The following is a 12,304-nucleotide window of genomic DNA, read 5'->3' on the forward strand; positions in this document are numbered from 1 at the left end:
GAGTCGTCCCTTTAGGGCGACAAATGTTTATTGCAGAATTTGTCGGCGTAAACACCGACCTACCTAAAGCTCGTAGCTCAAAGCTCAGATGTGGGTCGTCCCTTTAGGGCGACAAATGTTAATTGCAGAATTTGTCGGCGTAAACACCGACCTACCTGTAGCTCGAAGCTCGAAGCTCGAAGCTCGAAGCTCGAAGCTCGAAGCTCGAAGCTCATAGCTCATAGCTCATAGCTCATAGCTCATAGCTCGAAGCTTAAAGTTCGGTGTTTTTCAAGATAGTTGTCGCCTAAAGTTAAATTTTATGCTGCCTTCTCATCTTCATTTTTTGTCGGGTTTAAATGTACCTGTTCGATGGCAGACCAGTCTCGTGTTTTGCCTGACCAACGAGTCGGGTGCTTCATCTTAGCTTCTGTATTAATTTTATGGCGATGAGCCAGTATCTCTTTATCCAATCCAGCGTGGCGCTGATTGGGTGTGACAAACTTAATTCCACTGTGCAAATGTTCATCGTTGTACCAGTTTACAAATCCACTCACCCACGCTCTAGCTGTCGTTATACTTTCAAATGCTTTTTCTGGGTATTCCGGTCTATATTTCAATGTCTTAAACAACGACTCAGAATAAGGATTATCGTTACTCACTGACGGGCGGCTAAACGAGGGCATAATCCCCAGTTCTTGCAGTGTCGCCAGCATAGTCGCTCCTTTCATCGGGCTGCCATTGTCCGAATGCAATGTGACTTGGTCACGCTTAATTTGTTCTCTTTGACAAATATCCGTCATTAAATCAGCTGCTAATTCGCTCAACTCGGTTTCATGTATCTGCCAACCCACTATTTTTCGGCTATAAATATCCATCACTAAGTACAAGTATAAAAACAGTCCTTTCACCTGGGTCGGTAAGTAGGTGATGTCCCAAGTGTATATCTCATTTGCCTGTGTCGCTGTTAAAGCCTGAGGTTTAGCGACTGTTTTTGCTGGCTTGCTTTTTTCTCGGTGCGTCAGTAGGTTATGGTTTTTCATGACCCGGTTAAATGAACTCACCGATGCAATCCAAATGCCTTTATCTAACAGTTTCGGCACAATTTTACTGGCGGATAAATCTGCATATTCATCACTGTTTGCTATCTGTATTATTTTCTGGCATTCAATGTCAGTCAGTCGATTAGCTGGTGTTTTAATTGCCTCTATCCGGCCATCTTGCATATTTTCCTTTTTTATCCACCGTTGTATGCTTTTTTCACTCAACCCCAGTAAACGACAGGCTTTGGCCTGACTGGCTCCGGAAGATTGCGCCTCCTGAACCCATTTGATTAACTGTCTGCGCTCTTCCATTGGTGTTAATCGTCCTCGCTGGAACCCCAAATGGCATCCACTTTTTTTTTGAGTACTAATAATGCAGCTGTTTCTGCTAAGGCTTTATCTTTACGATTCAATTCTTTTTGCAGTTGTTTAATTTCGTTTTTTAATTGCTTTGTGTGCGTGGCAGACGCTTTCGTGGTGCTTGGCTAGTTTCTTTGGGTTATATCTTGTTTCCACTGCTGTATATGATGTGGGTATATCCCTTGGGCACGGCAATATTGATTGAGACCTTCATCGTCTAATGATGCACAGGCAATGATGGCGTTTAATCGAGCTTCTGCGCTCCAATCTTGAGGTCGTTTTTCTTTTTTCATTTTATTGCCGTTGTCGGTAAATTCCAGTTGATGGTTTTTAGCAAGTACAATCCATTTTTGCAATGTTGAATAGCCAACATTTAGCTCAAGTGCGATATCTTTTAAATTAACATCACTTCGGCGATTCAAAGCTTTTTCGACCGCTTGGATTTTAAATTCTTCAGTAAATTTATAACTCATTTTTATTTGCCTCTAATTAAAGTTAGAGGCGACATCTATCCTGACACAGGGGGAGTTAGACATATCTTTTTCATCTAAAGGGCGTAAGATTGAATGTGCTACCCATAATCCTTTATTGTGAGGTGTTACATGTGGTTGAAAACAGGTTGTCAAATCGCTTTTGATATTAATATTCCGACCCCTTTTATGCTGATGTTGCGTCCCAGAAGTGGTGCGCAGCAATGGATTGAACTTGAAAAGTACATTTTAACGCCCAGTACGCCTATTGTTGAGTTTACCGATATTTACGGTAATTTGTGCCAGCGCCTGATTGCCCCGGTTGGCCTTTTTTCGATTAATACTTCGGTGCAGGTCAAAACACCTGAGGTGATAGATATTGCGCCCGGTGCACCTTTTGTTCCTGTGCAATTTTTGCCTGATGCGGTGCTTTCATATTTATTGCCGAGTCGTTACTGCGAATCAGATGTGTTAGTGAACGTTGCCTGTGAAATTACAGATGGATATTTACTGGGCTATGATCAGGTAGCCGCTATTTCTCAATGGATAAATACCAATATACGTTATGAAACACAGATTAATGATTATTTAGTTTCAGCAACTGATGTTTATCAGCGCCGTTGGGGAGTATGTCGCGATTTTGCGCATCTGGGAATTGCCCTTTGCCGGAGTTTATGTATACCCGCACGTATGGTCGTGGGCTATCTACATGGTTTATCACCGATGGATTTTCACGCGTGGTTTGAAGCTTATATTGATGGGCGTTGGTATACATTTGATGCCACTCAGCAAACCTTAAAACCTGGTTATGTGGTTATCGCTTATGGCCGGGATGCCGCTGATGTGGCAGTTTTTAATCAATTCGGACCCGCGATATTTCCGATTTCGCAAAACGTTTTTGTTGAACAATTGGGAAACAATTGCTGATGAAACGATACTCAATTACCCATAGTACGCACTACCAATATTCAGGATTCGTTGAACTTGGATTGCATTATATGCTGCTCAGACCAAGGGAAGATCATGAGTTGAGAATAGAATCATTTTCGCTAAATATAACACCGGATTACAATTTGTTGTGGCACAGAGATGTAGAAAATAATTCGGTTGCGGAAGTGTCTTTTAAGCAAAATACAGCTAAGTTAACGGTTGAGAGTGAGGTGATTATTCAGCAATTTAATGAGTCACCATTGGATTTTTTAGTAGCTGATTATGCGGTTTATTACCCGTTTAAATATCGCCAAGGGGATCAGGTTTTATTGCAACCTTATATGAGGCTCACGCAACCAGAAGACAAAAATATTATCCAGCAGTGGCTAGCCAGTATATGGCAAGCAGATGAGAAAATACAAACTTATACTTTATTAAAACGTTTGGCCGAAAGTATTCATAATCAGTTTACTTACCGAATTCGCGAAGAAGCCGGTGTGCAGAGTCCTTCTTTTACACTCACCCATAAAACCGGCTCTTGTCGTGATTTTGCAGCATTATTTATTGAAGCTGCGCGATTTTTAGGTTTGGCGTGTCGTTTTGTCAGTGGTTATTTGTATGCACCCGCACTTGCTGATATGGCGGGGGCCACTCATGCGTGGGCTGAAGTCTATTTGCCAGGTGCGGGTTGGAAAGGCTTTGACCCTACGGTGGGCTGCATTGTAGGGGCTGATCATATTGCGGTTGCAGTTGCGCGTTTACCAGAGTCAGTACCGCCTGTGCAGGGGTGTTATACCGGAAATCAAAGTTCGGTGATGGATGTTGGGGTTTGGGTTAAATTGATAGAAAGTTAACCTTTTAAACGGTTCATTGAGATATTTTCATCATCAGCTTGCAATAAAAGCCTGATCAAACAGTAGGCATCGAGCGTAGTTCATACTACAATACGCGACTTTAAAACTTTACTGTGCTTTCTAACAGGAGAAACCATGTTAACTCGTGACATGAACATTGCTGATTTTGACCCCGATCTGTGGCAAGCCATTCAACAAGAGACTGTTCGGCAAGAAGAACATATCGAATTGATCGCCTCTGAAAACTATGCCAGCCCACGCGTTTTAGAAGCGCAAGGCTCTCAATTAACCAACAAATATGCTGAAGGTTACCCTGGCAAACGCTATTATGGCGGTTGTGAGCATGTCGATGTTGTCGAACAATTAGCAATTGATCGTGCAAACGAGTTGTTTGGTAGTGATTATGCGAACGTTCAACCTCATTCTGGCTCTCAAGCCAATGGTGCGGTTTTTCAGGCGCTTTTACAACCGGGTGATACGGTTTTAGGTATGAGTTTAGCGCACGGTGGTCACTTGACGCACGGTGCACATGTAAACTTTTCTGGTAAAACCTACAATGCGGTTCAATACGGTTTGAATGAAGAAACCGGCGAAATCGACTACGATCAAGTTGAAGCATTAGCTTTAGAACATAAACCAAAAATGATTATTGGTGGTTTTTCGGCGTATTCATTGGTTGTTGATTGGGCACGTTTCCGTGAAATAGCGGATAAAGTTGGCGCTTATTTATTAGTTGATATGGCGCACGTTGCTGGTTTGATTGCCGCAGGTGTTTATCCTTCTCCGGTTCCATTTGCCGATGTGGTTACAACCACAACGCATAAAACTTTAGCGGGCCCGCGTGGTGGTTTGATTATTTCTGCTAAAGGCGAAGAAACTTTATATAAAAAGTTAAACAGCGCTGTATTCCCAGGTGGTCAGGGTGGTCCTTTATGCCACGTTATCGCCGCTAAAGCCGTTGCATTTAAAGAAGCGATGCAACCAGAATTTAAATCATACCAAGAGCAAGTTGTTAAAAATGCTCAGGCAATGGTCGCTGTTTTACAAGAACGTGGCTATAAAGTGGTTTCAGGACGTACTGAAAACCACTTATTCTTGGTTGATTTAATTGACAAAGATATTACCGGTAAAGATGCAGATGCCGCTCTAGGTCGTGCAAATATTACGGTTAATAAAAATTCTGTACCCAATGACCCTCGATCTCCATTTGTAACTTCAGGTCTGCGTATCGGTACACCTTCAATCACACGTCGTGGTTTTAAAGAAGGTGAAGCTAAAGAATTGGCTGGCTGGATTTGTGATGTATTAGATAATTTAGAAGATGATTCTGTTATCGCATCAGTTAAACAGAAAGTTCAGGACATTTGTAAAAAATTACCTGTATACGCTTAAATTTCAGCGTTTGTAATTGTCCAAATAATCCAACAGGCCGCTCTTGCGGCCTGCTTTCATTATAAGGTTGCTTCTGTATGCATTGTCCGTTTTGTGCAGCACAAGATACTAAAGTTATCGACAGTCGATTGGTTGCCGTAGGCCATCAGGTTAGACGGCGTCGTGAATGTTTTGAATGTCACGAACGATTTACTACTTTTGAGACAGCAGAGCTTGTGATGCCTCGTATTATTAAGAACGATGGTACACGAGAACCTTATAATGAAGGCAAACTCAGGACCGGATTAATGCGTGCGTTGGAAAAACGACCGGTTAGTACTGAGCAAATCGAAACTTTAATCACCCAGTTACAATCTGAATTACGTGCAACCGGTGAGCGCGAGGTTGAAAGTAAATTGCTTGGCAATATTTTGATGGAAAAGCTTAAAGAGGTTGATGAAGTTGCATACGTGCGTTTTGCTTCTGTTTATCGTTCTTTCCAAGATATTCGAGAATTTGGCGAAGCAATTGCCGGATTGGGTGATAAATCAATCAAATGAGCTAAGCTGAAATAACACTTAATGTTAGAGTTAGAGAATACAATGAGCGTATGCACACAGCAGGATTACCAATATATGGCACAAGCCATTCGTCTTGCTGAACAAGGTTTATATACAACCAGCCCAAATCCCAGAGTGGGTTGTGTTATTGTTTATGACGATAAAGTCGTTGGTAAAGGATTTCATATAAAAGCCGGTGGCCCGCATGCCGAGCGTCATGCGTTAGTGGATGCCGGTGAATTGGCGAAAGGGGCGTGTGTTTATGTCACACTCGAACCTTGTAGTCATACCGGACGTACTTCCCCTTGTGCAGATGCACTAATAGCGGCCGGTGTTACGCGTGTTGTTGTTGGTATGGTTGATCCGAATCCTAAAGTCAGCGGCCGCGGAATCGAAAAATTAAGACAAGCGGGCATTCAGGTGGTTGAAAATTGCCTGACTGATGCATGTGAAAAGTTAAATCCTGGGTTTATTAAACGTATGCAGCTAGGCAAACCATATGTGCGCTTAAAGCTTGCTGCGAGTTTAGATGGAAGAACGGCTATGCAAAGTGGTGAAAGTCAATGGATCACCAGTGCAGATGCCAGGCGAGATGTGCAAACTTACCGAGCGCGCTCCTGTGCGATTATCTCTGGCGCAGGTACAGTATTAGCCGATAACCCCAGTTTAAATGTTAGAATTTCAGACTTAAACTTTGAGTATCTAGGTGAAGTTAGACAACCTGTTCGTGTTGTTATCGATAACCAATTACGATTGTCAAATGAACTGAAATTATTTTCACTCCCTTCGCCAGTCTATTTAGTTGCAAATAAAAAACGTAGCGGAGATTGGCCACCGCATGTGGAAATGCTTGAGTTGTCGCAGACTGGCCAACATATTGATTTAGAAGAGTGTTTAGTTGAATTAGCAAAGCGTGAAATCAATGAAGTTTGGGTTGAAGGTGGTGCTGCGCTAGCAGGTGCTTTTATGCAAGCAGGTTTAGTGGATGAATTGATTATTTATCAGGCGCCTATATTTATGGGCGAGAATACGCGCGGTTTATTAGATATGCCCAATATAACCGAATTAAAACAAGCTGTGCGTTGGCAATTTGAATCGCATACCCGTGTTGGACAAGATTTAAAATTAATACTAAGAGCGTTATAAAAAATGTTTACCGGAATCATAGAAAGTGTTGGCAAGATTAAAACAATAAATGCAAAATCCGGCGATTTTGAAATCGTTATAGATACAGCCGATCTAGATTTATCAGATGTGAAACTGGGTGATAGCATTGCCGTGAGCGGTGTTTGTTTAACGGTCACTCAAATACAACCACAAGCATTTTGTGCAGATGTCTCTGCTGAGACCATTAAACGCACTAAGCTTTCACAGTTAAACGTTGGCAGTGATGTAAACTTAGAAAAAGCCTGTACGCCTAATACGCGATTAGGTGGCCATATCGTCAGTGGTCATGTTGATGGGGTTGGACACGTTGTAAATGTTTATGCAAACGCAAATGCAACCGATTACTGGATAGAAGCACCAGATTCTCTTGCGCATTATATTGCCGAAAAAGGATCGATTACCGTAGATGGCATTAGCTTAACGGTTAATGAAGTGCAAGGAGCTCAGTTTCGATTAACCATTATTCCACATACAACAGAAAAAACAGCAATTCATGATTGGCAGAGCGGTGCGCGGGTTAATCTAGAAGTTGACGTAATAGCTCGCTATTTAGAACGATTAATGCAAGCCCACACCGCACCTAAAGGCGGTGTTACATTAGAGCTATTAAAAAATAGCGGCATGATTAAATAGGGTAAACAAGATGAAGTTAAACAGTGCAGCAGAAATCATAGACGATATTCGCCAAGGTAAAGTTGTCATTTTAATGGACGACGAAGATAGGGAAAATGAAGGTGATTTAATCGTGGCTGCAGAACATTGTACGCCACAGGTGATAAACTTTATGGCGACCCATGGTCGTGGATTAATTTGTTTAACCTTAACCCGGGAGCGTTGCCAGCAACTTGATTTACCACTAATGGTAGATCGCAATAAAGCGCAATTTGGAACGAATTTTACCTTGTCAATTGAAGCGGCAAATGGGGTGACAACGGGTATTTCTGCTGCAGATAGAGCGACGACTGTGCGCGCTGCTGTCGCAAGAGATGCGAAACCAGAAGATATCGTACAACCTGGTCATATTTTTCCAATTATGGCGCAAGATGGTGGGGTATTAAACCGTGCTGGACACACTGAAGCAGCTTGTGATTTAGCTCGCTTAGCAGGCTTGCAAGCGGCCGGTGTTATTGTAGAAATATTAAATGAAGACGGCACCATGGCGCGTCGTCCTGAACTGGAAAAATTCGCAGAAAAACACCAGCTAAAAATTGGCACAATTGCTGACCTTATTGAATACCGCAATAACACAGAAACGACGATTGAAAAAATTGCCGAGTGTAAACTACCGACCAGTTTTGGTGAGTTCGATTTAATGACTTTTCGCGATACGATTGATGGGCAAGTGCACTTTGCACTTAAAAATACTGAAATAGAACATGAAAAACCCACCTTAGTACGTGTTCATGTCACGAATATATTAAGTGATCTGTTGCGCTCAGCACGTGAACCTTCTAAAGGATGGGAGCTGAGCTGTGCGCTCAAACGCATCTCTGAAGAGGGGGGGGTATTGGTTTTACTGGGTAAAAACGAAACGCCTGAAGAATTAATAGCCCGAGTAAAAGCTTATCAGGCCGAAGATGAAGGTAAGCCGGCGAGAGTGACTTCTAATTGGCGAGGTACTTCAAGAACGGTTGGTGTCGGCTCGCAAATATTATCTGCGTTGAATGTTGGCAAAATGCGATTATTAAGTTCGCAGAAAAAATACCATTCATTAAGTGGTTTTGGTTTGGAAGTCGTTGAATACGTCGAAGATTAAAATACCCTGTTGGTCTATTTTTTGTTAGAATCCAGCGCAATTTATTTAGATAGTTAAAAGGTTATTAAAATGCAGGTTATAGAAGGTGCATTTCCAGCGCAAGGTAAAAAATTTGCAATTGTTGTCTCTCGTTTTAACAGCTTTGTTGTTGAAAGTTTAGTTGAAGGCGCAATTGATACGTTAAAGCGTCACGGCTTAGTAAACGATGAAGACATTACGATTGTGCGATGTCCAGGGGCTTATGAATTACCCTTGGTTGCAAAAAAAGTTGCTGAGTCAAAAAACTATGACGCAATAATTGCATTGGGTGCAGTTATTCGAGGTGGTACTCCACACTTTGACTTTGTTGCAAACGAGTGTAACAAAGGGTTAGCCCAAGTATCCTTAGAGTATTCTATACCACTTGCGTTTGGCGTTTTAACGACAGATTCTATTGAACAAACAATTGAGCGTGCTGGCACGAAAATGGGCAATAAAGGCGGCGAAGCTGCTTTAAGCGCGTTGGAAATGGTTAACGTTTTATCTCAGTTATAGGAGCTGTAGATTGAAACCTTCACATAGACGTCGGGCTCGTGAGCTGGCAACACAGTCAGTTTACGCATGGCAAGCTTCTGAAAACCGAGTCGATACCATCATTGATGGTACGTTAGAAGAAGTTGATAACAAATCATTTGATGTTAATTTTTACCGTCAGTTGGTTCAAGGCACAGTCAAAAATGCTAAAGCTTTAGATGCAGCATATTCTGATTATTTAGATCGTAATTTAGAAGAGCTGGATATGGTTGAGCGCGCTGTTTTACGCGTAGCTACCTATGAATTAACGCATTGTCTTGAAGTGCCTTATCGTGTTGTTATTAATGAAGCGATTGAAATTGCCAAAACTTTTGCAGCAGATGAAAGCCATCGTTTTATAAACGGGGTTTTAGATAAAGCTGTTAAGAAAATTCGCCCCCACGGAAAATAGTCGGTGGCTGAATTTGATATCATTTCTAGGTTTTTCACTTTTGGTGAAAAACCTGATTCTGTTGTTCTGGACAAAGGTGATGATTGTGCGTTAGTGCGCAGTGGTAATGCTACTGAGCTATTAGCCATCACCACAGACACCTTAGTATGCGGAACGCATTTTCTGCAAGATATCCCACCTCATGCGCTAGCGTACCGATGTTTAGCGACAAACTTAAGTGATCTAGCGGCAATGGGGGCAATGCCTAGATGGTTTAGTTTAGCGCTCAGTTTGCCCAAAGAAATTGCTCAAAACCAAGATTGGTTGGCGGAATTCAGTCAGGGCTTGCAGGTGCTCAGCGCCGAGCATAATATTTACCTGATCGGCGGTGATACGACTTCGGGCCCTTTAAGTGTCACTATTAGTGCGGTAGGGCAGGTTGCTGAGAATCGTTGTTTGTTGCGTAAAAATGCTAAAGTCGGCGATTTGATCTGTGTTTCAGGTACGCTTGGTGATGCTGCCGGCGCTTTAAAGATAATGTTGGATCAGTCGACACCTTGTGACATTGAAACCAGAGATGCCTTGTTTTCACGTTTTAACTACCCGTCCGCTCGGGTTCAGGTTGGGTTGGCATTATTAGCGTTTTCAAGCTGTGCGATTGATATTTCAGATGGTTTATTAGCCGATCTCACCCATATTCTAAAAGCTTCCAATTGCTGTGCAACAATTGATATCGATAAATTACCTCTGTCGCCAGCTCTGGTTCGTCAATTCGGTCAACAAGCTGCTCAGAGAATGTCATTGTCGGGCGGAGATGATTACGAATTATGCTTTACCATAAAGCCAAGTGATATAGATAAGTTACGAGCTACAGCCGAGAAACTCGATATTCCATTGCATGTCATTGGGCAGATAGTGGAAGGTGAAGGTGAAGGACTTAAAGTTGTTCAGCAAGGGCAAATTATAGAAATTTCAGATATGGGGTATCAGCATTTTGCTTAAGTATTTTTCAATTCGGCCAGAACTTAAATGTTTGTCACTTAAAAATCCGATTCATTTTTTGTCGTTAGGTTTTGGCAGTGGGTTAGCACCCATTGCACCGGGTACTTTTGGCAGCTTGGCGGCTATTCCTGTGTATTTGTTGTTGATGTTCGCTGGGATGCCGATATATATCGCTGCTACTGTGCTTTTTGCTATTTTAGGCTTTTGGTTTTGTGGTTATACAGCTCAAGCGTTAAAAACACACGATCACCCAGCGATAGTATGGGACGAAGTGGTTGGTATGTTGATCACGCTGTTTTATTTCCCATTAAGTTATTCTACCGTGATAATTGGATTTTTATATTTTAGGGTTTTCGATATCATTAAACCTTGGCCGATAAAATGGTTAGATCAAAAAGTGCATGGTGGTATTGGTATTATGCTGGATGATATGTTGGCTGGTGTGTTTGCATGGTGTGCTTTGTATCTCACTCATCAGTATATTTATGATTTATCGAGTTGGTAAAGATGTTTGAGGCGATAGATTTTAAAGCAAAAGATGCAGCGCAAGCTTTTGTCAGTTCATTAAAAGAAACGGGGTTTGCCGTTCTCAAAAATCATCCACTTAATAAAACTTTAGTCGATAACTTGTATCAAGCTTGGCTCGATTTTTATCGCTCTGCTGAAAAATACCAGTTTGCATATACCCAAGATAAGCAAGATGGTTACTTTGCTAAAAATAAAGCGGAAAAAGCTAAAAACGCCACACAGCAGGATATCAAAGAGTATTTTCATTATTATCCTTGGGGACAGTGTCCAGATGTTCTTAAAGTGCAAACCCAAGCCTATTTTGAACAGGCGAGTCAACTGGCGCAAACTTTATTAAATTGGGTTGAAAACCAATCACCACCTGAAGTTGCGCAGGCGTATAGCCAAAAGCTCAGTGACATGATTAAAAACTCTGATATGACGATGCTCAGAATTTTGCATTATCCGCCAATGACGGGAGATGAGGCGCCAGGTTCTATTCGCGCCGCAGCACATGAAGATATTAATTTATTAACCATTTTACCGGCTGCCAGCGAGGGCGGATTACAGGTGAAAACCCTTAATGGTGAATGGTTAGATGTACCAGCTGAATTTGGCTATTTGATTGTCAATACAGGTGACATGTTGCAAGAAGCATCCGCACATTATTTTCCATCGACCACACATAGAGTTATCAACCCTTCTGATCGTATTCAGAATACTTCAAGAATATCTATGCCTTTGTTTTTGCATGCTAGGCCAGACGTTGTTTTATCAGAGCAATATACTGCACATAAATACTTAATTGAAAGACTTAAAGAGCTTGGCGTTTATTAACTTCTCTAAGCTTAAATGTAAGTGTTAAAAAAAAGGGGCGTTTGCCCCAAGGTGTGAAAGGGTACTTGTTTCATTTTAAGCAGATAATTTTCGCACAGCCCGTTTCTCGATTGGCGTGGTTTTATATTCTTCTTTAATCAATACAATTTGGCTTTTAGCCTGTGTAGCCAGCGCTTTTATTTCTTGATGCTGTGCATTTGAACAACTATCTAACCAAGCAACTACCGTGCTGCATTTTCCTGCTAACAAGGCTTTTTTAGTGGTGGTATAGGCTGATGATTTTTGTTGGTGTATCACTAACATTTTGTCTAATTGAACACCCATTTCCCGCAAAAATGACTTAGATGGCATTTTAGATGGCGCAATAATACATAACCAACGTTTAGATTCTTGTAATTTTGCGATACTGCGCCAAAACCTTTGTTCAAATTCACTACTATTATTTTGTACAGCCAATAAATGTGTCTTGCTATATTTGTCAGTTGAAATAATGGTTTTCATCAGCGTGTTCTCATACAGTTGCTG

13 protein-coding genes and 1 pseudogene are annotated in these 12,304 nt (G+C 41.7%); 12 read left to right on the top strand and 2 right to left on the bottom strand.

The genetic code is table 11. The annotated features are described in order from the left end of the window. Positions 1–299: 299 nt before the first annotated feature. Positions 300–1,855 (bottom strand): annotated as a pseudogene (locus tag FNT16_RS12210) (IS3 family transposase). Positions 1,856–1,984: 129 nt separating this feature from the next. Here FNT16_RS12210 and FNT16_RS12215 point away from each other — a divergent pair. From FNT16_RS12215 to FNT16_RS12270, 12 genes are all read left to right on the top strand, one after another. Next, a complete protein-coding gene (locus FNT16_RS12215) occupies positions 1,985–2,779 on the top strand; it encodes a transglutaminase-like domain-containing protein (RefSeq protein ID WP_143871843.1) in 795 nt (264 codons plus the stop codon). Beyond that, complete coding sequence (locus FNT16_RS12220; protein ID WP_143871844.1) at positions 2,779–3,636, top strand: transglutaminase family protein; 858 nt, start codon at positions 2,779–2,781, stop codon at positions 3,634–3,636. Before FNT16_RS12215 ends, FNT16_RS12220 begins: the two co-directional genes overlap by 1 nt. Before the next feature lie 135 nt (positions 3,637–3,771). Continuing rightward, positions 3,772–5,028 (top strand): serine hydroxymethyltransferase, encoded by a 1,257-nt coding sequence (glyA, locus tag FNT16_RS12225; RefSeq protein ID WP_143871845.1) that lies wholly within the window; start codon positions 3,772–3,774, stop codon positions 5,026–5,028. A 77-nt stretch (positions 5,029–5,105) separates the two neighbouring features. Next, positions 5,106–5,567: a transcriptional regulator NrdR gene (gene nrdR, locus FNT16_RS12230; protein WP_143871846.1), complete on the top strand. Its 462-nt coding sequence runs from the start codon at positions 5,106–5,108 to the stop codon at positions 5,565–5,567. 42 nt (positions 5,568–5,609) lie between these two features. Further along, positions 5,610–6,713 (top strand): bifunctional diaminohydroxyphosphoribosylaminopyrimidine deaminase/5-amino-6-(5-phosphoribosylamino)uracil reductase RibD, encoded by a 1,104-nt coding sequence (ribD, locus tag FNT16_RS12235; protein ID WP_143871847.1) that lies wholly within the window; start codon positions 5,610–5,612, stop codon positions 6,711–6,713. Positions 6,714–6,716: 3 nt separating this feature from the next. Beyond that, positions 6,717–7,367: a riboflavin synthase gene (locus FNT16_RS12240; RefSeq protein ID WP_143871848.1), complete on the top strand. Its 651-nt coding sequence runs from the start codon at positions 6,717–6,719 to the stop codon at positions 7,365–7,367. Between the two features lie 10 nt (positions 7,368–7,377). Then, the gene (gene ribBA / locus FNT16_RS12245) at positions 7,378–8,490 is read left to right on the top strand and encodes a bifunctional 3,4-dihydroxy-2-butanone-4-phosphate synthase/GTP cyclohydrolase II (RefSeq protein WP_143871849.1); all 1,113 of its coding nucleotides are present in this window, start codon (positions 7,378–7,380) and stop codon (positions 8,488–8,490) included. Between the two features lie 69 nt (positions 8,491–8,559). Continuing rightward, on the top strand, positions 8,560–9,024 hold the full coding sequence (ribH, locus tag FNT16_RS12250; protein ID WP_143871850.1) for a 6,7-dimethyl-8-ribityllumazine synthase: 465 nt from the start codon (positions 8,560–8,562) through the stop codon (positions 9,022–9,024). 10 nt (positions 9,025–9,034) lie between these two features. After that, the gene (nusB, locus tag FNT16_RS12255) at positions 9,035–9,454 is read left to right on the top strand and encodes a transcription antitermination factor NusB (RefSeq protein WP_143871851.1); all 420 of its coding nucleotides are present in this window, start codon (positions 9,035–9,037) and stop codon (positions 9,452–9,454) included. Positions 9,455–9,457: 3 nt separating this feature from the next. Next, entirely contained in the window at positions 9,458–10,435 is a 978-nt protein-coding gene (gene thiL, locus FNT16_RS12260) for a thiamine-phosphate kinase (protein WP_143871852.1), read from the top strand. Next, on the top strand, positions 10,425–10,940 hold the full coding sequence (locus FNT16_RS12265) for a phosphatidylglycerophosphatase A family protein (protein WP_143871853.1): 516 nt from the start codon (positions 10,425–10,427) through the stop codon (positions 10,938–10,940). The genes thiL and FNT16_RS12265 overlap by 11 nt, the downstream gene beginning before the upstream one ends. A 2-nt stretch (positions 10,941–10,942) precedes the next feature. Then, entirely contained in the window at positions 10,943–11,779 is an 837-nt protein-coding gene (locus FNT16_RS12270; protein ID WP_143871854.1) for an isopenicillin N synthase family dioxygenase, read from the top strand. A gap of 75 nt (positions 11,780–11,854) precedes the next feature. On the opposite strand, the gene FNT16_RS12275 is transcribed toward FNT16_RS12270, so the two are convergent. Further along, on the bottom strand, positions 11,855–12,280 hold the full coding sequence (locus tag FNT16_RS12275; RefSeq protein ID WP_143871855.1) for a SulA-like leucine-rich domain-containing protein: 426 nt from the start codon (positions 12,278–12,280) through the stop codon (positions 11,855–11,857). Between the last annotated feature and the right edge of the window lie 24 nt (positions 12,281–12,304).

The organism is Catenovulum sediminis, assembly GCF_007289895.1.
Taxonomy (GTDB): domain Bacteria; phylum Pseudomonadota; class Gammaproteobacteria; order Enterobacterales; family Alteromonadaceae; genus Catenovulum; species Catenovulum sediminis.